Here is a 22,876-nt window from a genome sequence, read left to right as displayed (position 1 = left end):
GGTGCGGGTCGTTCTCGCCCCGCGGCGGGGGGGGGGGGGGGGGGGGGGCGCGCGGGGGGGGGGGCGGGGGGGGGGCGCCCCCCCCCCCCCCCCCCCCCCCCCCCCCCCCCCCCCATACGGGTGCCGGCCGGCTCAGTTGTCGAACCAGGCGACGAGTCGGACGCACCGGGGGCCGTGGACGTCGGCGAGGGTCTTCATCGTCGCCCAGACCGGGGCCCACTCGGGGTCGTCCTTTACCGCCTGCCGGCGCGTCATGCGCTCGACGGCTGCCGGCTCGTCCCAGTCCACGGCGGCCAGCTCCTCCCAGCCGATCCAGGACGCGCTGTGGTAGAGGTCCGGATCGTCCTCGTAGTAGCTCCGGACCTCGGCGCTCACGTCGGGCGGGAGCCCCCGCTCCTGGGCGAGGGGCCGGAAGCCGGCGCGGTTGCGGACACCGAACAGGCAGCCGAAGGCGTCGTAGCTCCGTCCGCCGTACAACAGCGCCAGATCGATGGCGGGCTGCCAGTCCGCGGCCTCCTCATCGATGGTGCCGTACGTGATACGACACTCGATGAACCCGTGTATGTCCGCTCCCATGATGACGCATCCTCGCCTGCGCGGGACTTCCGCGCCAAGCGGGTTCCCTCCAGGCGGACACGTCCGGCCCCTGCGGGCTGTCGGTGCGGGTCAGGAGCCAGGAGGCGTCCAGTTCTCCCCTTCCGGCCAGGGGATGACCTGCCACTCGATGCCCTTCTTGGGGGCCGCCGCGTTTCCGCCGGCTCCGGACTCGGCCGCCTCCTTGGCCCGCTCCGGCCTCCGAGGCCGCGCCCTTGGGGCCTTCCTTGCCGGCTTCCGCCGAGGGCTTGGCGCTCTTGGCCTTGGCCGCTGCTCCGGCGTCCTCCTTGGCCGCTTCCGATACGCCCTCACCGCCCGGGCCGGGGCCGCAGTCGCCCATCACCGCACCGCAGGTGGCCACGAACGCTCCCGCGGCACCGGCGGCCCCCCAGAACCCGTCACAGTCGTCACCGCCGCCACCGCCACCCGAAGAGGTCGTGGTGGTCGTCGTGACGGTCGTGGTGGTCGTGCTGCCCGTCGTCGGGGACGGCGTGTGGGGCCTTGGTGCCGGCCGCGGGCTCGGCCGCGGGCTCGGCCGGGGCGACCCAGACGGGCAGCGTGCCCGCCTTGACCGGCCGGTGCCCGGCGGTCCGCGGGCCGTCCGTCAGGCCGACGGTCGCCGAACCGCCCTTCGGCCAGGATGGCCGGCCGGGCTGGTAGCGCTTGACCGGCCGGTAGCCGGCCGGGTGGCCCGGCCGGGGGCCTGCGAGGTTCCCGGACAGGTCGTGCCCGCCCACCCCGGCGGTCTCGGAGACCTTCTTCGGATTCCAGACCTCACCGCGGAAGTGGTAGTCCCCCGCCTGGCCACCGCGGGCTTCCCAGTCGTCGCTCTGGCCCAGGGCCAGCAGCTGCGGATCGAGTCCCTGCGGGACGGTCACCGGCAGGAGCAGGGCGAGGATGGCCAGAAGTGACCCCCCGAAAACGGTTCCACCGCCCCATATCCGATATCTCCTGCTCGCGAACCATCGATGTCGCGCTTTCACCGTGCGTCCCCCACCCTTGGGCGGCCCCGTGGCCACCGTTGCTCTTGGCCACATCAGATGTGTGACCGGCGGAGGCTATTGATGTGCACGAGGTTTGATCAATACGGCGCGTCGACCCCGAGTTCGAATAAATCTGGCCACCTTGATATGCGAAGTACACCTGTTCACCCAGGGCAAACGAGCAGTCAATCGGACAAACCGCAGGGCCTGTTGGGCCGCATCACGGCAGCGCCGCCGTCGGCGCATGGGGGAATCCTTGATTCCACCTCGCTCGATCTTGCGAGGAATTCAGCGAATGCTTTATCGTTCCGGCCGAAGTCCCGGAAGACAAAGGCATCTGAAGCCCTGTCAAAAAATTCTGGTGGCGGCGTCCGCTCTGGCCCTCTCCGTGCCCGCTGCGGCTTCAGCGATGTCCTGATCGTCCACGCCCAGGCCGCCGCGACCGACCCCCGGATCAGGGAGTTCAAGCTCGGCGCGGTCACCGGCGGACTGACCCCGACCCCGACCCCGGCCGCCGGCTCTACCAGTCCGTCTACGGCGAGTACGCCAACGGCGCGGTGAGCGACGTGCGCCTCTACCGGCAGGCGCTGCCCGCGGCGAACACCGCGGCCACCGGCGAACTGCCGGGCATCACCCAGCTCGACCGACCGGCACGCGACCGGCGGCCCGGCCCCCGCCCTTCCGGTGGAGACCGGGCCGCTCCGGTTCCATCCCCGGGCGTGCGACCGAAGGATTCTCAGTACCGTCCTGGCGGCGCTCGCTCTCCACCCGCTCGCAAGGACAGAAGGACCCCGCACCCGGTACCAGGTGCGAGGTCCTTCATCGTCGCGGGACGCGCGGCTCCGCTCCGTCGAACAGAGCGCCCGCGATCACGGTCGCAGGCGCGCCATCCGCCCCGCCAAACGCGAGCGCCCCGCCCCCGTACGAGATACAGGGGCGGGGCGCTCGTTCAGTTCGGATCAGGAACCGGCAAGGTGGCGCAGCACGTACTGCATGATGCCGCCGTTGCGGTAGTAGTCCGCCTCACCGGGGGTGTCGATGCGGACGACCGCGTCGAACTCCACACCGGTGTCGGTGGTGACCTTGACCGTGCTCGGGGTGGTGCCCTCGTTCAGCTCGGTCACGCCGGTGATGGAGAAGGTCTCCTCGCCGGTCAGGCCCAGCGAGTCGGCCGACTGGCCGGCCGGGAACTGCAGCGGCAGGACGCCCATGCCGATGAGGTTCGAGCGGTGGATGCGCTCGTACGACTCGGTGATGACGGCCTTGACGCCGAGGAGGGCCGTGCCCTTGGCCGCCCAGTCGCGGGACGAGCCGGAGCCGTACTCCTTGCCGCCCAGGATGACCAGCGGGATGCCGGCGGCCTGGTAGTTCTGCGAGGCGTCGTAGATGAACGACACCGGGGCGCCGTCCTGGGTGAAGTCGCGGGTGAAGCCGCCCTCGGTGCCCGGCGCGATCTGGTTGCGCAGGCGGATGTTGGCGAACGTACCGCGGATCATGACCTCGTGGTTGCCTCGGCGCGAGCCGTAGGAGTTGAAGTCACGACGCTCCACACCGTGCTCGGTGAGGTACTTGCCGGCCGGGGTGTCGGCCTTGATGGCACCGGCCGGGGAGATGTGGTCGGTGGTGACCGAGTCGCCCAGCTTGGCCAGGACGCGGGCACCGGCGATGTCGGTGACCGGGGTGGTCTCCATCGTCATGCCCTCGAAGTACGGGGGCTTGCGGACGTAGGTCGACTCGGCGTCCCACTCGAAGGTGTCGCCGGTCGGGATCGACAGCGCCTGCCACTGGGCGTCGCCCGCGAACACGTCCTGGTAGGACTTGTTGAACATGTCCTCGCCGATGGCGCTGGCGACGACCTCGTTGACCTCGGCCTCGGTCGGCCAGATGTCGTTCAGGTAGACCGGCTTGCCGTCCTGGTCGACACCCAGGGCGTCCTTGGTGATGTCCACCTTCATGGAGCCCGCGATGGCGTACGCGACGACCAGCGGCGGGGAGGCCAGGTAGTTCATCTTGACGTCGGGGTTGATCCGGCCCTCGAAGTTACGGTTGCCGGAGAGCACCGAGGTGACCGCGAGGTCGTGGTCGTTGACGGCCTTGGAGACCTCCTCCGGCAGCGGGCCGGAGTTGCCGATGCAGGTGGTGCAGCCGTAGCCGACGAGGTTGAAGCCGACCTTGTCGAGGTACGGGGTCAGGCCCGCCTTGTCGAAGTAGTCGGTGACGACCTTCGAGCCCGGGGCGAGGGTGGTCTTGACCCACGGCTTGCGGGTCAGGCCCTTCTCCACGGCCTTCTTCGCGACGAGGGCCGCGGCGACCATGACGTACGGGTTCGAGGTGTTGGTGCACGAGGTGATCGCGGCGACGGTGACGGCGCCGTGGTCGATCGTGTAGGTGCTGCCGTCGGGGGCGGTCACGGTGACCGGGTTCGACGGGACGCCGTTGGACGCGGCCGGGGCGTCGGAGGCGGGGAAGGACTCCTCGCCGGCCTCGTCGGCGGTGGAGACGTAGTTCATGACGTCGGTCTTGAACTGCTCCGAGGCGTTGGCGAGGACGATACGGTCCTGCGGACGCTTCGGGCCGGCGATCGACGGGACGACCGTGGAGAGGTCGAGCTCCAGCTTCTCGGAGAAGTCCGGCTCGGCCTGCGGGTCCAGCCAGAGACCCTGCTCCTTGGCGTACGCCTCGACGAGCGCGACCTGCTGGGCGCTGCGGCCGGTCAGACGCAGGTAGTTCAGGGTCTCGTCGTCGATCGGGAAGATCGCGGCGGTGGAACCGAACTCCGGCGACATGTTGCCGATGGTGGCGCGGTTGGCGAGGCTCGTGGCCGCCACACCCTCGCCGTAGAACTCGACGAACTTGCCGACGACACCGTGCTTGCGCAGCATCTCGGTGATGGTGAGCACCAGGTCGGTGGCGGTGGTGCCGGGCTTGAGCTGACCGGTCAGCTTGAAGCCGACGACGCGCGGGATCAGCATGGAGACCGGCTGGCCGAGCATCGCGGCCTCGGCCTCGATGCCGCCGACGCCCCAGCCGAGCACACCGAGGCCGTTGACCATGGTGGTGTGGGAGTCGGTGCCGACCAGGGTGTCGGGGTAGGCCTTGCCGTCACGGACCATGACGACGCGGGCCAGCTTCTCGATGTTGACCTGGTGGACGATGCCGGTGCCCGGGGGGACGACCTTGAACTCGTCGAAGGCGGTCTGGCCCCAGCGCAGGAACTGGTAGCGCTCCTTGTTGCGGCCGTACTCCAGCTCGACGTTCTGCTGGAAGGCGTCGCTGGTGCCGAACTTGTCGGCGATGACGGAGTGGTCGATGACCAGCTCGGCCGGGGCGAGCGGGTTGACCTTCGCCGGGTCGCCGCCGAGCGCCTTGACGGCCTCGCGCATGGTGGCGAGGTCGACGACGCAGGGGACGCCGGTGAAGTCCTGCATGATCACGCGCGCCGGCGTGAACTGGATCTCCTGGCTCGGCTGGGCCTGGGAGTCCCAGTTCCCGAGGGCCCGGATGTGGTCGGCGGTGATGTTCGCGCCGTCCTCGGTGCGGAGCAGGTTCTCCAGGAGAACCTTCAGGCTGTAGGGAAGGCGCTCGGAGCCCTCCACCTTGTCCAGCCGGAAGATCTCGTACGACTCGTCGCCCACGCTGAGCGTGCTGCGGGCGTCGAAGCTGTTCGCCGACACGACAGTCTCCTTCATATATGTGCGCGTTCCACCACATCCTGCCGCCACGTACTCGTCGTCGACCCACTAAGGTAGGGCTAAGCAAGGTAACCCTTACCGACTGGCGGCAGCGGTGCGCCTCGGCAGATATCTCGATGTCGAGATAACTCTAGTACATCACCGCCGGTCGGTCATGCGCGGCAGGACGCGACCCGCTCCGGCGGCGCCGGGGCGGTCCCAGTCTTTCCGAGACATCGGGTCCGCGCCTCCGAGACATCGGATCCGCGCCTCCGAGACATCGGATCCGCGCCTCCGAGGCGTGAGCCCGCGCCCGGAGCCCGCGCCCGGAGCCCGCGCCCGGAGCCCGGACACAAAGCCCGGACCGGACGCCCCGGCCTTGCGCCCCGGCCGGAAGCCCGAAGATAGCCCGCCCGCGATCACCAGGGGCTGCCGTGTCCCGATGACTGGTATCGAGGTGCGGCACGCACGCGGGTCGACGGCGGACACCCTGGGGGTCGGTCGCTCCGCCATCCGCCGCCTCCGACCGGCGGACTCGTGCTTGCGCTCGTATCCGCATCCGCGTCGGTGCCCGTGTCCGTGTCCGTGCCCGGCGGCACCGGCTCCGCCCCGGCCGACGGCCTCGAAGACGCCGCGGCGCGGGCCGCGGTCGCCGCGTTCCCGGAAGCGACGTCCGAGGCTCCGGACGACGGTGGCCTGTAAACCCATGCGCGGATGAACTCGCCCGGGAACGCGGGAGGCTCCGCCAGGCCAGGGTGCCTCATCGAGTCCCCTGCCCAGACGGAGCCTGGTCGGCCGGGCGCCGGTGGCGGCGCTCCCCGGCTCAGCCGAAGTTCACGTCACTGCACCACATGTACGCCTGGTCGAGGTGCGAGGCCTGCCAGATCACGAACAGGGTGTGGTGTCCGCTGTAGCCGGACGTCTGGACGGGGAACGTGATGTCCCCCGCGGGGGCGTAGCGGCCGGTCTGCGTGATGAAGTCGAGGTTGCCCCAGCCCAGCGTCTGCGTCTTGGGGTCGTAGCCCTGCTTGCTCACATAGACCTTGAAGTAGTCGGCACCGTGGGACGCCTGGTCGCGCAGGTGGACCGAGAAGTTGTTGCCGACGGTGGTGGTCTTCCACTGCCCAGGCTTGTCCAGGCTGGCGTTCCTCGACAGGTTGTTGCTGCAGAGCGTCCCGTCGGGGGTCTTCGCCTGGAACTGGCCGCCGAGGCCGTCACGGAGCGCGCTCATCCAGTTCCACATGGTGTCGGGGTTGGCCTGGAACGCCTGCCAGCACATGGGGTCCTCGGTCTGCATGGCCGGATTCATGTGGTCGCTGCCCCACCTCTCCCAGCACTTGTACGCGCGGGAGGCGGGTTCGACGATGGTGCCGTGCGCCTGGGCGGGGGCCGACCAGGTCAGTGCGCCGGCGACCACGGCGAACAGCATGACGAGTACCTGGAGGGGCCGGCGGAGGGACGACCGCGCACACCCGGTCGACGGACTCTGTTGACGCATGAGGGAACTCCTTCCAGTTGTTGGCTGTGGGAGCGCTCCCAACGCTAGGACTTCTCCATGAAATGTCAATGAAACAAACGGAGTTGCTCACAAAGACGGGGGGCCGCCGCAGGTCCGGCGGCGGCAGGGCGTCCCGTCCGGTTCGGCGCCGGATCAGCAGCCGCAGGCGCCCGTGACCGGGGCGGTCAGGGGGTCGGCGGCGCGCCGCTCCGCACCCTGCCGGCTCTCGTACGCGAAGCCCTCGCGCGCCCAGTACTCGAATCCGCCGAGCATCTCCTTGACCCGGTAGCCGAGCTCGGCCAGGGCGAGGGCCGCGCGCGAGGCGCCGTTGCAGCCGGGCCCCCAGCAGTAAGTGACGACGGGCACCGCCGGGTCGAGCAGCCCGGCGGCCCGCTCGGGGATGAGCGCGGTGGGCAGGTGGACCGCGCCGGGAATGTGCCCCTGGTCCCAGGACTCGGTGGAACGCGAGTCGAGCAGGACGAATCCCGGGTCGCCGCCGGCCGCGAGGGCGGCGGCGACGTCCGACACGTCGGTGTAATGGGCCAGCGAGGCACGGAAGTGGGCGGCGGCCTCGGCGGGCGACGCGGGGGCGACCCGCAGGACGGATGTCGAGGCGAGGGTCGGGGCGGTCGTGGTCATCAGGCAGGGCCTTTCGTGGCGGCCGGGGCGCGGACCCGGCGAGCTGCTTCTCTACGACCTCGAAACTACGGGGCGTGACCAGCGCGCTGAAGGTGTCATCCACGGCCTGCGACTGTCCCGGCGGGGGAATCCGTGCTACTTCTCGACCATGACCGCGTTTTCCCCTGACGCCACCGACTGGCGCATTCTCGAAGTCCTCCAGCACGACGGCCGGGCCAGTTTCGCCGACCTCGCGCGCGCCGTCTCCATGTCGCCGAGCGCCGTCACCGAGCGGGTGCGCCGGCTGGAGGAGGCGGGGATCATCAGCGGCTACGCGGCGGTCGTCGCCCCGGAGAAGGTCGGGCTGACGATCATGGCGTTCGTCCGGCTGCGCTACCCGAACGGCAACTACAAGCCCTTCCACGACCTGGTCGAGGCGATGCCCGAGATCCTGGAAGCCCACCATGTGACCGGCGACGACTGCTTCGTCATCAAGGTCGCCGCACGGTCCATGCGTCACCTGGAGGAGATCGCGGGCCGCATCGGCGGCCTGGGCTCCGTCACGACCAGCGTCGTCTACTCCTCCCCGCTCCCCCGGCGCCCCGTCAGCCCCTGAGGGTGGGGGCGGGGGTGGGGGCAGGGGTGTCCTGTCCCAGACCCCGGCGGATCGCGATCTCCACGGGCGAGTACGCGCCGTCGGCCCGCTCCAGTTCGTACGGCGCGGCCGGCATCAAGGGCGGCTGGGCCAGGAAACGGGGCCGGGTCCCGTGGTGCGGCTGCGCCGCGTGCACCAGGAATGGATGGCACAGGAAGACATCACCCGGGGACCCGGTGGCGAGGGCGAGCGGCCGGTGGTCGGACGCCGCCACCAGTTCGGGCGCGAGCGTCAGCCCGCTCGCCCCGTCGTCCCCGTACCGCTCCAGCACCCGGGGTGCATCGAGGTGCGAGCCGACCCGGATCCGGGTCGGGGCGTCCTCCTCGCCGACCTCGCTGAACAGGAACAGCATCAGCAGCGCCCGGCCCCGGGAGCGCAGGTTGGTGAAGTACCAGCTCTCGCCTTCCGGGAGATAGCTCCCTTCGATGTGCCAGCCCGCGTCCTCCGGCTCCTCCTCGTGCGGGAACCGCAGCGGGAACGTGCCGAGCGAGTAACGCGGCTCCCAGCGTCCCGCTCCGACGAGCAGGTCGTACGCGTGATGCAGGGCCGGGGAGTTGGGCGCGGCGGCGAACGGCCCCTGCCCCATGCCGGGCACCCAGTGCACGGGCCGCGTCCACGTCGCCGGATCGTCCGGGTCGCACCCCGTCTCCCGCCAGAGCAGCCGCGCGCAGTCCGCGGCGACGCGCGGCGCGACGGCACCCTCCAGCTTCACGAAGCCGTCGTCGAGGAAACGGGTCACCAGAGTCGTGTCGTCCATGCGCTCATCGTGCGACGGCACGGAACCCGCCCGCACGGCATTTTCCGCGCGCTTCGGTGGCGCGGCAGCGGTGTGGCGGCGGTACTGCGGCGGGGAGCGGCCGCTGCCGGATCGCGGGATCCGGCGGATCACCCGCTCTTGTCACCCGCTCACTCGTTGATGGCCTCGACGCCCTGGGCCTTGAGCTCCGCCAGCCTGTCCCGCATCTGCTGGAGGACCTCCGGCGGGTGCCCCTGCCAGTGGCGGACCTCCGTGACGACACGCAGCGGCAACCGGGTGCGGTAGGACCGGGTCGGGTTGCCGGGGAACTTCTTGTCCGTCAGATTCGGGTCGTCCTCGAAGAATCCGGTGGGTTCGACGAGATAGACGCGCTGGTCCTCGTCCGCCCCGGCGGCCAGTTCCGCTCCCCAGACGGCGGCTTCCAGCGTGGCGGTCAGGTAGACGAAGTTCGCCCTGTCGCCCTTGCCGTAGTTGGAGCCGTACCCCGGCTCCAGCAGATCTCCGACGGCGAGATCGGCCTTCGTGCCATGAAAGAAGGGGCCGGGGTCCTTGCTGCCCCACCGGATCGGTTCGCTCATCCTGTGCTCCCCACGCGAGTCGGCTGGTTCCGGGCCACGGTAGCGGGGGCGACGGCGTACGCCCGCGCGCACCGGGCGCCGCGAGCCGGGCACCGACAGCCGGAGCGCCCGCGCCCCTGGAAGGGGACGCGGGCGCTCCGGCCGTACCCGAGGCGGACCCTCATACGTCAGGCGTCGGGTGTCAGGTGTCAGGTGTCAGGCGTGGTGACGGCCGGCCGCCTCCTTGGACGCGCCCTCGGACGCACCCTTGGAGGAGGACTCGGCGTGGTCGTAGCCACCGTCACCGTACTCGTGGCACTCGCCGTACTCGCACGGCGGCTTGACCTCCCTGATCACGGTGATGACGGCCTGGGCCGGGGCGCTGATGACGGTCTCGCCCTCGGGGTCGGTGCCCGCCGCGGTCGCGGTGTTGGTGACGGAGCAGGTCTCCTGCCCGCCGCCACCGTTGCCACCGTTGCCGTCGTCGCCGCCCTTGCGCGCCTTCGGCGCTCTGACGTCCTGGTGGCAGTCGGTCAGCGCGTCGGACGTGATCGTGTACGTGCCGTGGCAGGTCGTGCTCGCCTCGACGGCGAGGCTCGTCGCGTCACAGGTGACCGGGGAGACCCGGTCGTCGGTGACGGTGATGCCATTGAGCGTGGTGTTCCCGGTGTTGGTGACCGTGTAGGTGTACGTGACCGTGTCACCGACCTGGAACGGCCCCGCCGAGTCCGCCTGCTTCGTCAGCGACAGCGCCGGCTGGATGGTGACGGGGACGTCGGTGGTACAGGCGGCCGCCGAGGTGCAGGCGCCTTCCGCGCCGGGGGTCACGGCGTTGTGCAGGAGCTGGTCACCGGTGTCCGGGTCGTCGACGGTCACGCTGTAGGTGATGGTGACGGTCTCGCCGACGGCCAGCGGGCCCGACCAGTTCAGCGTGGTGCCGGTGACCGTGGCCCCGCCTGTCGCGTCGTTGTTGTACGTCGCGTCGTCCAGTACACCCGAAAGGTCGTCGGTGAACGAGGCCGGGTCGGCGTCCGTGAACGGGGTGGTGCCGATGTTCCGTACGGCCACCGTGTACGTGACCCGCTCCCCCGGCTGCGCCGTGCTCGGCGACACGGTCTTGCGCACGGTGAACCCGTGCGTCTGGACGGTGGTCTCGGTGCCGCACACGTCCGGGGTGGCGCAGCTGCCGTACTGCCCCGGGGTCACGGTGTTGCTGATCACGGTGGTGGCCGTGATGGTGTCGTGGACGGTGAGCGAGTACGTCAACGTCTCGGTGGCGCCGATGGGCAGGTCCAGGTCCCAGACGAGGTTGCTGCCCTGGAGGGTGCCGCCATTGCTGGCGTCCCCGTTGTAGTCGGCGAGGACGAGATCGCTCGCGAGGGCGTCCACGATGTGCGCCGGGGGCGCGTGCGGGGTGCCGCTGCCGCCGAAGTCGACCGCTCCGGTGTTGGTGACGGTCACCGTGTAGTGGAGGACGTCGCCGGGGGCGGCGGTTGTGGCGTCCACGCTCTTCGCCACCGTGAAGGCGGCGACGGGGATCGTGGACGTGCAGTCGGCGGCGCTGGTGCAGCTGCCGGTGGGGCCGGGGGCCACGGCGTTGCGCAGCACGTGGTCACCCTGGTCGGGGTCGTTGACCTCGACCGTGTATGTCACGGTGTGGGTGGCGCCGGCGGCCAGCGGGCCGGACCAGGAGATGCCGCCGTCGACGAGCTGAGCACCGCCGGTCAGGGAGTTCGGGTCGACCTCGGCGTCGTCGGTGACGTCGCTCAGGTCGTCCGTGAAGGTCGCGGGGTCCGCGGTGGTGTAGTCCACCGTGCCGGTGTTGGTGACGGTGACCGTGTACGTCACCCGGTCGCCGGAGCCCACGAATCCGTCGGGTCCGACGGACGCGGTCTTGCTCACGGTGAAGGACGGCGTGGGCGTGCCCGCCGGGCAGGCCGTGGAGTCGGCGGCGTTGTTGTCCGGCACAGGGTCGGACTCGTTGCCGGTGACGTGGGACGTGTTGCTGATCCCGTCGGTGACGCAGTCGGTGCCGGGGGTGGCCGGGGCGGTGCCGGTGATGGTGATCACCGGGGCGTCGGCGCCGTCGGCGAGCGCGGCACCGGTGCACTGCACGAGGCTCCGGCCGTTGTCCGTGACGATGGCGCAGCCGGGGGTCGTGGTCTGCGGGTTGAGCAGGTTGTCCGGCAGGGTGTCCGTGACGATGTAGCCGGAGGAGTCACCGGGCCCGTTGTTGTGGATGCGCAGGGTGTACGTGATCGTGTCGCCCGGCGACCAGGTCGACGGTCCGTCCTTGGCGATCACGAGGTCGGCGGGCTCGCCTGGGACGGACGCTCCGTCGTTCTGACTGTTCGCCGGACCTCTGGTCGAGGAGAGGATGGTGACCGTGGGGGTGGCGGACGTCGGGTTGTTGATGCGGAGCTGGTAGACGGTGCCGGTGACGTTGTTGGAGATGCCGATGTTGCCGTTGCCGTAGACCCATTGGGCGCCGTACGGGTTCGCCGGGATCCCGGTCAGGGGGACGGACAGGACGGCGCCGGTGGTGGGGTCGATCCGGTAGAGCTGGTGGCCCTCGCCGTACACGCCCCAGATGTAGCCGTCCTTCCAGACGATGTCCGACAGGTTCGGGACGTTGGAGGAGAGCGCGATCCTGTGCGACGTGTGGGTGGGGACGTCGACGGCGTACAGGCTGTTGTCGGTCTCGGACAGGCGGACGTAGAGGGTGTCCGCGGTGGGCCCGTCGCCGAAGGTGCCCTGGTTGTAGCTGAAGGTGCCGCTGGAAGGCAGGCCGGCCTGTCCGGTGTTGGTGGCGACGCCACCTTGGCCGATGCGGGCGACGCCGTCGTTGTTGTTGATGGCGTAGAGGTAGCGGTCCGTGACGCGGAAGCCCATGGCGTTGTAGCCGAAGCCGGCGGTGCCCTGGGAGACGAAGTGGACCTCGCCGACACCCTGGACCGCTTCGTAGAGGGTGGTCGGCTGGCCGGGTGCCGTGCCCTGGGCGACGAAGACCAGGCCGGGGCCTTCGGGGAAGGGATCACCGGCCGCGGCATATGCCTGTTGCTGCCATGGCAGCAACAGGGCCGCGGCCAGTCCCGCGACCCCCGCCAGTCCCCACAAACGGCGCAGCATCCCGTCTCGCTCCTTTGATCGGCGGTGTCCCGGACGGCAGTCGCAGGACATCAAAGGACATCAAAGCCGCATAACGACCGCCGCTGCTCGGGCATGCACCCCTGACACACCCCTGGAGGCTCGGTGTCAGCCATATGCCCGATCGGCCTGGCGGACGGGGCACCGGGAGCCGGCGGGGAGAGTGCCGGGAGCCCGTCGGCCGGAACGCGCGTCAGAGGGACCAGAGGTGCAGCGCGTTGTGGGCCGAGGAGGTCGTGTACCAGGTGCCGTCGCCCAGGGCGGTGGGCGGGACCTCTACGGGGAAGGGGTAGTCGACCACTTCGGCATATGCCATACGGTCCGCGCCGATGAGCCAGTGCCGGAGGTCACCGTGCTCCTCGTCGCTCTCGACCGTCCCGGCGATGACGGTGTCCTCGTCGACGAAGCCTCCCGCGCAGTCGAAGTACGCCTCGTCCGGCTCCTCATCCTCCTCGTTGCCCTTGCTGTCCTCGTCGCCCTCGTGCTCAGGCGCTTCCTCGCGAATGCGACTGCGGGAGGCGGACGAGGCGACGACGGCGGGTGACACGAGGGGCCGCCGAGACGGACCCGCACGCGCCTTGGCCGTACGCCTCCCGCCGCACATCCCGCCACCGGCCGCACCCCGCCCCGTACCCCTTACCACTCCGCACTACTCCGTACGGAAGCGGCGCGATTGCCGTGAACCGCCCGCGAGGTGACGATCGAGGCATGTTCAGCGGCGCGCACATGGTCATCTACACCCGGGACGCGGAGGCGGACCGCGACTTCCTCAAGGACGTCGTCGGCTTCGACCACGTCGACGCGGGGCGCGGCTGGCTCATCTTCCGGCTGCCGCCGGCCGAGATCGCGGTGCATCCCACCGACGGCGACCCCTGGCACGAGATCTATCTGATGTGCGAGGACGTCGCACAGGTCCTGCGCACCCTGGAGGACCGGGGCGCGGACATCTCACGGCCCGTCACCGATCAGGGCTGGGGGCTGGTGGCCGCCGTGCGCCTGCCGAGCGGCACTGAACTGCCGCTTTATGAACCGCGTCACCCCATTGCCCACACTCCGTCACCCTGATAGCCCACCCCACCGCTCGCACCATCTCATATCTGAGATACCGTGAAGCCATGACAGACGACTACCTCGAGCGCATCGGCAAGCTCATCCGTGACGCCCGTCAGCACCGCGGCTGGACCCAGACGCAGCTCGCCGAAGCCCTCGGCACCAGCCAGAGCGCTGTCAATCGGATCGAGCGCGGCAACCAGAACATCAGCCTTGAGATGATCGCCCGTATCGGCGAGGCTCTCGACAGCGAGATCGTCGCTCTCGGTTACGCCGGCCCGATGCATCTGCGCGTCGTGGGCCGCCGTCGGCTCTCCGGCGCCATCGACGTCAAGACCAGCAAGAACGCCTGTGTCGCGCTGCTGTGCGCCACGCTGCTGAACAAGGGCCGCACGGTGCTGCGCCGGGTCGCCCGCATCGAAGAAGTCTTCCGCCTCCTCGAAGTCCTCAACTCCATCGGCGTCCGCACCCGCTGGATCAACGACGGCGTCGACCTGGAGATCGTGCCGCCCGCCGAGCTCGACATGGAGTCGATCGACGCGGAGGCGGCCATCCGCACCCGCTCCATCATCATGTTCCTCGGTCCGCTGCTGCACCGCATGGACCGCTTCAAGCTGCCGTACGCCGGCGGCTGCGACCTCGGCACCCGCACGATCGAGCCGCACATGATCGCGCTGCGCCGCTTCGGTCTCGACATCACCGCCACCGAGGGCCTCTACCACGCCGAGATCGAGCAGGGCGTCTCCCCCGACCGCCCGATCGTCCTGACCGAGCGCGGCGACACGGTGACCGAGAACGCCCTGCTCGCCGCCGCCCGCAACGACGGCGTCACCGTCATCCGCAACGCCTCCTCCAACTACATGGTCCAGGACCTGTGCTTCTTCCTGGAGGCCCTGGGCGTACGGGTCGACGGCGTCGGCACCACCACGCTCACCGTCCACGGCGTCCCCCAGATCGACGTCGACGTCGACTACTCCCCCTCCGAGGACCCGGTCGAGGCGATGAGCCTGCTGGCCGCGGCCGTCGTCACCGAGTCGGAGCTGACGATCCGCCGGGTGCCGATCGAGTTCATGGAGATCGAGCTGGCGGTCCTGGAGGAGATGGGGCTCGACCACGACCGTTCCGCCGAGTACGCCGCCGACAACGGCCGCACCCGGCTGGTCGACCTGACGGTCCGCCCCTCCAAGCTGGAGGCGCCGATCGACAAGATCCACCCGATGCCGTTCCCGGGCCTCAACATCGACAACGTCCCCTTCTTCGCGGCCATCGCGGCCACGGCGCAGGGCAAAACGCTGATCCACGACTGGGTCTACGACAACCGCGCGATCTACCTCACCGACCTCAACCGCCTCGGTGGCCGCCTCCAGCTCCTGGACCCCCACCGCGTCCTGGTCGAGGGCCCGACCCGCTGGCGCGCCGCCGAGATGATGTGCCCGCCGGCCCTGCGCCCGGCCGTGGTCGTCCTCCTGGCGATGATGGCCGCCGAGGGCACCTCGGTGCTGCGCAACGTCTATGTCATCAACCGCGGTTACGAGGACCTCGCGGAGCGCCTCAACTCGGTGGGCGCGCAGATCGAGATCTTCCGGGACATCTGACCCGACCGACCTCGACCCTGCCCCTCCCCCTCCCCGAACGCACCGACCCCCTTCCGGGGCCGCGCCGAAGCGGGCCCCGGAAGGGGGTCGGACAAGGGGTCGGGACCGAGGGGCCCGAAGGGGAGGTCGTCCGTACGGTCGTCCGTCCGGGACGGCCTCCGTACGGGACTGCCTCAGACCCTGCAACCGCCGGCGGCCAGGGCGTCCCTGACCTCCTGGGCCACCCGGACCGCGTCCTCGGGGTTGTTCACCACGTCGGTGCAGTTCATGTCGATGACGAGGACTTCGCTGGCCGAGTAGTGCTTGTGCACCCAGTCGTCGTAGCCGGACCAGAGCGTCCGGTAGTACTCGACGAGGCTCTCGTCCTGCTCGAAGTCACGGCCGCGCAGCCCGATACGGTGCATCACCGTGTCGAAGTCCGCCTTGAGGTAGACCATGAGGTCGGGTGCCTTGCGGTACGGCAGGCCGTCGATCTCGCGCATCATCTCGTCGAGCAGACCCTCGTACACCTGCATCTCAAGGGAGCTGATCCGCCCCAGGTCGTGGTTGACCTTGGCGAAGTACCAGTCCTCGTATATGGACCGGTCGAGGACGTTGTTGCCCTCCTTGTACGCGTCCTTGATCGCGGCGAACCGCGTCTGCAGGAAGTAGAGCTGAAGGAGGAACGGGTAGCGCTTGGCCTGGATCTCCTCAGGGCTCGCCGTGTAGAAGAGCGGAAGGATCGGGTTGTCTTCCACGCTCTCGTAGAAGACCTCGCTGCCCAGCGCCTTGGCGAGCACCTCGGCCACACTGGTCTTGCCGATTCCGATCATGCCACCGACACAGATCACTGGCATACCTCACTTCTCCCTGGGGTCTTCTGAATCACGGGCGGGTGGGCCGGGTTCCCCGCACCGCTGGGAGACGTGTCGGCGTGACGTCGGTTCCCCGGGATCTGCGTGATCAGCGGCGTACGGTCCCCTCCGGACCAAGGCCCCGACGCGCGCGCTCCCCGACCGGCAGGACTGCCCGCCGGTTCCGCGGTTGCCACGCAAGCGACGAGCCACTGCCCCGTGGCCGCCTTGAAGCATAAATGACAATCCGCATTGCTCTGGCCAGGGCCTCTGCGCGGGCTCGTCCCGGCGACCGGTTCGGCCGGCCTCCACACATCTGTCCGGAGAGATCCGCCGGAATTCCCCAGCCTTGCCGATCTCGACGGCCAAGCTGAACACTCACGGCCACGGAGCAGGGCAGACGCGTACGAATAACCCCATAGCAAAACGCCCCACCGGGGCAGTGCCGGCGCCAAGATCCCAGGAAAGATCTGACATCAGGCCCCCGAGGGGGTCTCTTCCACCTGCGCGTGCGCGTCGCGTGCAGGCGGAGGAGCCCCCTTACCGCCCGCGGGCCTCTCGCCGCCCCCGACGTCTCATTCTTGTGTGTCTTGGCCGGCGGTTGTTCCCTGACGTTCTCCCACCTCCGCCAGCGGGAGCACGTACTCACCGGCGAGACGTGCCACATGCAGGGGGAGGGGGCGGGCAAGCGGCGGGTAATCGTCGTGATAGCGCAGCTGATGCGTCAGCGTTGCCCACTCCGCCGGCTGGTCGGGCACGTCACCTTCGCGGCCCGAGTCAGCCAGCGCCTTCTCCGACAGACACCCGAGCACGGTGACCTCAAGCTGCCCGGGATTCCAGGCGGTCTTGGCCGGTGCCGTCCGGCCCTCGGCTGTCGGCACCAGCTTCATGAGTCCCTTGGGCAGTTTCGCCGCCGTGTGCGGCTTCGCGGCCGTACTGGCGAAGACACGCCCCTCGCGCTCCGATGTGCCCCACACTCCCTCGGCGAAGCCGATCTCACCTTGCCCGTCGTGGGCGTACCACTCCGGGACTTCTCCCCTCCCGTTCGTGTCACGCACGCACACCATGCGTAGGTCGGTTCCGTAGGCGGTCAGACGCTGGTCGGCCTCTGCCCCGAATCCGAGCATGTCCGGCACCAACGAACCGTTGCGGAGTCTCGGCCAGCACTGCCGCAGATTGCCCGCGTCCACCAGCAGAAGCGTCGGCTGGTCGCGCAGTTGGAAGAGCAGGGTGCGGATCTGGCTCTCGGTCTCCCGCTGCGCGCGTTGAGCCGCACCCGCGCGATCGGCGGACCCGCGTACTTGTCGCGAGAGCCCGTTTCCCTTGCGGCCGCCGGGCTCCCCGGCTTCTGCTGCCGGCTCCGTCTGCCCGGAGAGCAACAGCAGCAGTTCGCGATACGGCACCCATGTGGCGCGTTCGGCGTCCCACCCTTCGATGACGCCGGGCCCCTCCCCGGGGCGGACGCGTACCGCGACAAGACGACGGACAGGTCGGCGCGTGGGCCCCTTCCTGGTGTGCCGGACGAGCCAGAGCGCCGCGTACTGGAGGTCACCGGGGATGCCGGCCCCCACCCTGTGTGCGGGCGAACTGATGGCACCCAGCTGCCGGAACAAGTCCAGCCAGACCCAGCGCGCACGATGCTCCAGCGTGGTGCCGGACTCGGCGTCGTCCTCGGCGCCAGTGCCGGCGCCGACTCCTCCTGCCGAGTTGACGAACTGACTGATCCGCCCCTGCCTCGCCCAGGCGATCCGCAGCGCGTGCTTGGGATCGGAGTCCGGCGCCTCGGCGAAAGCATCCTTGCCGGCGGTCTCCGCGATCACCGCGCCGACAGCGTCGCACAGCGGCGACATCCGCTCCGCCACCAGGCCGCACCGTCCCTCGACCGCTTCGGCAAGCCGGACGGCCCTCGGCCGCTTGCGATCCCGCGGCACCGGCAGCGCGGCGGCCAGAGAGCCGGCGGGCCGCGCGCGCACGCACAGCTCGATCCCGTCCGCTCGCCATCGCCGGATCTCGTCGGTGTCGGTTCGCGCTGTCTCCGCGGGGCCGAGGCCGACGAGCTTCGGCAGTGCCGCGAGGAGCGCGGTCCGGGTCTCCTCCGTCCGCCAGAAGATCTCGACCTGCAGCGGCCGACCGTTCAGGGCCTGGGCCAGCGCCGCGCGACGCTGCGGCACCATCCGCGCCTCCCGGGCCTCCGGCTCGGCTCCGGCGCCCGACCGGGGAAGCAGAGAAGGGGTATTGCGCCGGGTCACCCTGGTGAGGTCGGGAACCCGGCGCAGCATCGGATGGAGCCCTTCCGCCACCCAGGCGTCCAGTTCCGCCCGTTCCCGGGGCATCAGCCCTGATCCGACCGCGTGCGGGCCGAGCGACGGGTGGTAGACGATGCCGGCCGCCACGTCCTCGCGGCCGTGGAGCCAGCGCTCCGGATGGGCGAAGAGCTCCGCGGGGTCGGGGTAGCGGCGCACGATGTCCAGGTCGGGCAGCAGCAGTACGGGGCTGCGACGGCGCCAGACCAGCTCCTGGCGGCCGCGGTCGTAGCCGAGGGTGTTGACCGTCAGCCGCTTGTCCTGGTCCGACTGCCCGGGCCAGGGCAGTGGAGCGTCCAGGAGGACCGTCGCCCCGCTGAGCTGATGAGGACGTGTTTCCGTCGCCGTGGCCCATCGGCGCACCTGCGTGGCCACGTGGACACGGAACCGGGAGGCGAATGGCACCGTGTGCACGGTGATGTTCAGGCATGCCGAGTAGTACCAGGTCCGCTTGCCCCGCTCGTAGCGCAGGGGCGGCCAGGAGACGAGGCGCGCTCCGTCCCCCGAACTCTCGACACGGAAATGGAGGGTGGCGCCCCCCGTGCGGAACGGGCGTGCCGCCAGCCGGAACGCGATCCACTCCGGCAACAGGCTGTAGAGCCGTACCGCGGGTTCGGCGGTCCCGCCCGCCGACGTCGACGTCTCCAAGAGGTCGATGTGCTCGGTCTCCCAGTCCGGAAGCCGTACCCCGGCGGCGGGGTCCTCCGTCCAGAGCCGCTCTTCCAGGTCGGGCCCCGCTCCGTCGTCGTCATCGCTCTCCGGGACCAGGCGCGCCGCCCAGGTGCCGATCAAGGGGGCGAGCACGTCCCGTGGCACGGTCTTCCGCGCGTAGAGCCAGGGCAGCCGGCCGTCGGTTCCGGCTTTGCGCCCGGTCGCGATGACGCCTGGTGCCGCCGCCCGGAGGAGGGAGTCGAGCTGGCGCACGGGAAGCTGGTCGGGCCGACGGGCTCCGTTGTCGCTCTCCGCACGGATCCGGGTGAGTTCCGCGTGCAGTTCCTCGCCCAGCCGCAGGACATGCAGGCTCTCCCGCCACGGACCGTGCATCGGGTCGGGCTCGTAGGCCATGGAGCGAATGGTGTGGTACACGATTGTCTCCTAGTGGGTGGGGCGGGGCCCCTGGGGGCCTGCGGAAGGAAGGGGCTCGGCCAGCAGCCGGGCGAGCATGCGCCGCAGCGGCTCGTACAGGGCTCGGGCGATGAACTGCTCCTCGGGCTTCTTCGTGTCGCCCTCGAAGTACGGGTTCAGCACGTCGAGCACGCTGTGCAGCAGGCTGGACCGGGGAGTGTCGGGGCTCGGTGGCGCCGCTGCCCGGTTCGGCGCGAAAGCCGCGTCGACGAAGACCACACGGGCAGGCACTCCGCCGCGCACCAGGCGCCCGATCACCTGCCACATCAGGACCAGCATGTCCCAGGTGACACGCTCCCGTTCGTCGCCGAGACGGCTCCAGGCCATGGAGCGCTGGAGCACCTCGTACCAGCGCGATCGAGCCTCGGCGCGAACGGCCTCCGCCCCCTCCTCGATGGTGTCGCCCTTGCGCACCCAGGAGTCGAAGTCACCGCCGGCGAGGGCACGGACGATCCAGTCGTTGATCGCGTGGACGGCCAGGGACAGGTCTTCGGGGTGCGGATGCGGCCTGGCCAGGAAGTAGACCGTGCCGATGGCGGCGGTGGCTTCGTCGTTGAGGATGTTGTGGCCTCGCTCCACGGCCAGCAGGGGCGCCACAAGAATGTCCGCCTGCAGGTCCTTCAGGTGCTCCACGTCTCCCCGTCGCAGCGTCCGGGCACGGTGCGCGGAGGGTACTTCGTCCTCCGCGTCGATCTCCTCGTCGTCCGAGACGAGACAGAGCACCTTGTCGTGCCAGCCGGGATGAAGGTTGTGCAGGGTGTCGGCGACCACGCGGGCCTCGGCATAACTTCCGACGAGCAAGAGGATGTGATCACGCCCCTTGGGCAGGGACAGCAGTTCCCGTTCCAGCGGCCCACCGGTGGGGACTTCCCACTCTCCCTGGCCCAGGTACCTCGCGATCCGGCGCAGCTTCTCGGGACGGTCCTCGGGATCCGTGCCGGACATGCGCAGCTTCTCGTCGCCGTCGTCGATGAACTCGAAGCGCATCCGGCTGTCTTCGGCGATGCGCTCCATCACCTCGGGCGACGGCTGGATGATCACACCGACGGGAACGTCGACGTGGTACCGGCTGGATGTGCCGGCCCAGCTGCTTCCGGACATGAGCAGGACGTGGGCGCCGGGGCGGCCGTCCACGGTCGCGAGGTGGGGCATGGCGCGCAGGAGTTCACGGCCTACACCGCTGCATCGGAAGAAGGTCAGTTTCCCGCTGCGGACACCGCCCTTGTCCTCGCCGGGAACCCTGAACTGGAAACCCAGCACATTGCCCATCGGTGCCTCGGGCACCATCGGAGCGTAGTCGAGTGGCCGCCGGTACATCTGGTTGTAGCCCAGGCTCAGGGCGGCGTCGACTCGGGGCCACATGGCGTTGATCATGGCGAGACGGGGTTCCAAGGCGCTCAGAAGCAGTGTGAACTCGAAGCGTGTGCCCATCTCTTCCCGCCACACATCCGGGGACTTCGGGGGCACACTCGGCCTGTTCGTCTCACCGGCTTTCTTCCGCTTCTTGCGTTCCTCTTCCTTGCGTTTCCATTCGGCGTACTGCTCCTCGTATGTCTTGTGCCGAAGTGCCATATAGGCCGGGGTGAGTCCGAAGACCTGGTCCGTGACCCGCATCAGATGCCGCCGGGTGCTCTCCGGACTGCCCGTGTGGAGAAGTTCGTTGAGCAGTGCGGTCAGATCGCCGAAGTCCTCGTCCGTCCGCCGGATCCGATCGCCGAACGGGTTGTCGCGGAACGCGTCGAGGAGCTTGCTCAGCGTCTGCCTGGGCGCGTGGTTCTCGTGTTCCGGCCCGCTCCCCTCGGGCAGCGGATGGCGTTCGTCGAGCAGACCGAGCTGCAAGGTCCAGGCGCTGAAGTAACCGGTACGGACCCAGCGCCGCAGGTCGTAGTCGGCCACCAGCATCGCGTACAGCCGGTCCGTCGCGGCGGTCGCCGTGTTGAGCGCGGCGGAGAATGTCGCCACGTCCCGCTCGGAGAGCTGAGTACGCCCGCTCTCCGCGAGTTCTCTGATCTTGTGCTGGACAAGCCCGTCGATCAGGCCCTCCTGGTCACCGGCGAGAAGTGCCGCGGGCGCGAAGGCCTGATCGAGTTGTACCTGTACACGGTCGACCTCGTCGATGATCACCAGATCACTGCGCCGGCAGGCGAGTTCGAGGTAGCGGATCCGCTCGCCGTTCTGCGGAAGGGGCGGCGAGGCGTCGATCAGCCCGGGAGGTGTGGTGACCCAGATCCGTGCGTCGACCAGGGCACGTGCCCCGTGGTGCCGGGGGCAGGTGGACCAGTACGGGCAGCTCGCCCGCTGCTTCCGCCACGGATCCGTCCGTCCGCGGGAGGTGAGGTACCTCGGGTCCGTCGGTGGCCTGAGGCGGGCACAAGGGGCCTCCCCGAAGGCGAGCGGCTCGGCGCTCGGCTGGGCTTCCTGCCGATGGACGTTCATGGCACAGGACGTACCGAGGTAGGCGAAGGCGGGGTCGTCGTGAGCGAGCAACCGGTGTTCGCCGCGCCCCGCGAGCCGGCGGTGCAGCCGCTGAGCGTGCCGCTCCCGGCCGGACAGACCAAGCACGGGAGCGGCGGCGCCGTCGGTGTAGAGGTTGTAGAGCTCAACCAGTTTGAGTACTTCCGCCACGTCGGAGACGACGATGGTGGTGCGCTTGTTCTCCTTCGCGAGGTGCACCGCGATGATGTCGCGCAGGGTGCTCTTGCCCGCGCCCACGATGCCGAGCAGGTGCTGGATGCTGTCGACCGTGAAGGTGAAGTCGCGGATGGTGTGGAAGCCGTCGTCCGTCTTGACCGACAGCTCGAAGGCGTCCAGCCGTTCCACCCAGCGGGGCGGCTTTCCCTCCCCGTTCCGGGTCTCACGGAGGTACCGGGCGTGCCGGGCGTCCATGTCCGCCGCGGTGCGCTCCAGATCCTCCCTGGTGAAGACCAGCGGGTCGCCCCCGCCGGCCGGGGCCAGGTCCATGTCGTGGGCGACAAGGGGAGCGTGCGGCACGGCCGGCAGGTCGACCACCGCCAGTGAGCGGCTGACCGGGAAGGCGTGCGGTCCCTGGCCCGCGACCGGCATGCGCTTGCCCGCCAGGGGCGGTGCGACCTTGAGCAGTCGGTCGTACGCGTCGAAACGGTCCTCGGCCACGGAGATCACCCGGCGCATGGCCGGTGCTTCGGTGTCCGGAACGTCGTAGGCGCGCGCGTTGGCGTCGGACTTCTGGTAGCGCAGGAGTGCCTCGCGCCAGGCCCGCCCCCTTCGGAGCGTCCACAGCGAGTAGCGGGCGACACGCAGTGTCCTGGTCGCGTCGGGAGGCAACGTCACCCCGTACGCCGACGCGAAACCGTACCCGCTGAACAGCACCCAGGCACTGCCGGCCGGAACACCGGGCAGCAGCTTCTGCTGCAGATACAGGCCGAGTTCCACCTGGCAGAACGCTTCGAGCGCGGGCTTGTGCGCAGCCGTGAGGACCGTCCGGAGGTCCCGGAACACGTCCTGCAAGGGC

16 protein-coding genes are annotated in these 22,876 nt (G+C 69.9%); 4 read left to right on the top strand and 12 right to left on the bottom strand.

The features are described from left to right. Positions 1 to 132: 132 nt before the first annotated feature. From ACGFRB_RS13625 to acnA, 3 genes are all read right to left on the bottom strand, one after another. A complete protein-coding gene (locus tag ACGFRB_RS13625) occupies positions 133 to 576 on the bottom strand; it encodes a hypothetical protein (RefSeq protein WP_393242772.1) in 444 nt (147 codons plus the stop codon). Between the two features lie 425 nt (positions 577 to 1,001). Then, positions 1,002 to 1,472: a hypothetical protein gene (locus ACGFRB_RS13620; protein WP_393242770.1), complete on the bottom strand. Its 471-nt coding sequence runs from the start codon at positions 1,470 to 1,472 to the stop codon at positions 1,002 to 1,004. 1,064 nt (positions 1,473 to 2,536) lie between these two features. Then, positions 2,537 to 5,251: an aconitate hydratase AcnA gene (gene acnA / locus ACGFRB_RS13615; protein WP_393242768.1), complete on the bottom strand. Its 2,715-nt coding sequence runs from the start codon at positions 5,249 to 5,251 to the stop codon at positions 2,537 to 2,539. A gap of 570 nt (positions 5,252 to 5,821) precedes the next feature. Between acnA and ACGFRB_RS13610 the strand changes: the two genes are divergently transcribed. Then, positions 5,822 to 5,950 carry a hypothetical protein gene (locus ACGFRB_RS13610; RefSeq protein WP_393242767.1) on the top strand — a complete coding sequence of 43 codons (129 nt, stop codon included), beginning with the start codon at positions 5,822 to 5,824 and terminating at the stop codon, positions 5,948 to 5,950. A 121-nt stretch (positions 5,951 to 6,071) separates the two neighbouring features. Here the strand turns inward: ACGFRB_RS13610 and ACGFRB_RS13605 are convergent, their stop codons facing one another. Together ACGFRB_RS13605 and ACGFRB_RS13600 are read right to left on the bottom strand one after the other, a co-directional pair. Next, positions 6,072 to 6,677 (bottom strand): lytic polysaccharide monooxygenase, encoded by a 606-nt coding sequence (locus ACGFRB_RS13605; RefSeq protein WP_363010467.1) that lies wholly within the window; start codon positions 6,675 to 6,677, stop codon positions 6,072 to 6,074. Between the two features lie 222 nt (positions 6,678 to 6,899). After that, entirely contained in the window at positions 6,900 to 7,385 is a 486-nt protein-coding gene (locus tag ACGFRB_RS13600) for a rhodanese-like domain-containing protein (protein ID WP_393242765.1), read from the bottom strand. Positions 7,386 to 7,533: 148 nt separating this feature from the next. On the opposite strand from ACGFRB_RS13600, the gene ACGFRB_RS13595 reads away from it, so the two are divergent. After that, positions 7,534 to 7,980 carry an Lrp/AsnC family transcriptional regulator gene (locus tag ACGFRB_RS13595; protein ID WP_393242763.1) on the top strand — a complete coding sequence of 149 codons (447 nt, stop codon included), beginning with the start codon at positions 7,534 to 7,536 and terminating at the stop codon, positions 7,978 to 7,980. Here the strand turns inward: ACGFRB_RS13595 and ACGFRB_RS13590 are convergent. The 4 genes from ACGFRB_RS13590 to ACGFRB_RS13575 form a co-directional block, all read right to left on the bottom strand. Next, on the bottom strand, positions 7,970 to 8,776 hold the full coding sequence (locus ACGFRB_RS13590; protein ID WP_393242761.1) for a phytanoyl-CoA dioxygenase family protein: 807 nt from the start codon (positions 8,774 to 8,776) through the stop codon (positions 7,970 to 7,972). The genes ACGFRB_RS13595 and ACGFRB_RS13590 overlap by 11 nt on opposite strands. 149 nt (positions 8,777 to 8,925) lie before the next feature. Beyond that, a complete protein-coding gene (arr, locus tag ACGFRB_RS13585) occupies positions 8,926 to 9,354 on the bottom strand; it encodes an NAD(+)--rifampin ADP-ribosyltransferase (RefSeq protein ID WP_393242759.1) in 429 nt (142 codons plus the stop codon). Positions 9,355 to 9,549: 195 nt separating this feature from the next. Then, complete coding sequence (locus tag ACGFRB_RS13580; protein WP_393242757.1) at positions 9,550 to 12,462, bottom strand: DUF6923 family protein; 2,913 nt, start codon at positions 12,460 to 12,462, stop codon at positions 9,550 to 9,552. A gap of 211 nt (positions 12,463 to 12,673) precedes the next feature. Beyond that, positions 12,674 to 13,027 (bottom strand): hypothetical protein, encoded by a 354-nt coding sequence (locus ACGFRB_RS13575; RefSeq protein ID WP_393242755.1) that lies wholly within the window; start codon positions 13,025 to 13,027, stop codon positions 12,674 to 12,676. 161 nt (positions 13,028 to 13,188) lie between these two features. On the opposite strand from ACGFRB_RS13575, the gene ACGFRB_RS13570 reads away from it, so the two are divergent. Continuing rightward, positions 13,189 to 13,545, top strand: a complete 357-nt coding sequence (locus ACGFRB_RS13570) for a VOC family protein (RefSeq protein WP_393242753.1) — start codon at positions 13,189 to 13,191, stop codon at positions 13,543 to 13,545. A 50-nt stretch (positions 13,546 to 13,595) separates the two neighbouring features. Beyond that, positions 13,596 to 15,125, top strand: a complete 1,530-nt coding sequence (locus tag ACGFRB_RS13565) for a UDP-N-acetylglucosamine 1-carboxyvinyltransferase (protein WP_361224040.1) — start codon at positions 13,596 to 13,598, stop codon at positions 15,123 to 15,125. Between the two features lie 173 nt (positions 15,126 to 15,298). Here ACGFRB_RS13565 and ACGFRB_RS13560 read toward each other — a convergent pair whose 3' ends face one another. The 3 genes from ACGFRB_RS13560 to ACGFRB_RS13550 all read right to left on the bottom strand — a co-directional run bounded on the left by ACGFRB_RS13560 (position 15,299) and on the right by ACGFRB_RS13550 (position 22,863). Then, positions 15,299 to 15,961: a deoxynucleoside kinase gene (locus tag ACGFRB_RS13560; protein WP_361224038.1), complete on the bottom strand. Its 663-nt coding sequence runs from the start codon at positions 15,959 to 15,961 to the stop codon at positions 15,299 to 15,301. A 572-nt stretch (positions 15,962 to 16,533) separates the two neighbouring features. After that, entirely contained in the window at positions 16,534 to 19,347 is a 2,814-nt protein-coding gene (locus tag ACGFRB_RS13555; RefSeq protein ID WP_393242751.1) for a pPIWI_RE module domain-containing protein, read from the bottom strand. Between the two features lie 9 nt (positions 19,348 to 19,356). Continuing rightward, positions 19,357 to 22,863, bottom strand: a complete 3,507-nt coding sequence (locus tag ACGFRB_RS13550; RefSeq protein WP_393243113.1) for a hypothetical protein — start codon at positions 22,861 to 22,863, stop codon at positions 19,357 to 19,359. Between the last annotated feature and the right edge of the window lie 13 nt (positions 22,864 to 22,876).

It is taken from the genome of Streptomyces sp. NPDC048718 (genome assembly GCF_043198875.1).
Classification (GTDB): Bacteria; Actinomycetota; Actinomycetes; order Streptomycetales; family Streptomycetaceae; genus Streptomyces.
The sequence above is the reverse complement of the archived record's forward strand: the minus strand, read 5'-3'. Positions and strand labels throughout refer to the sequence as shown.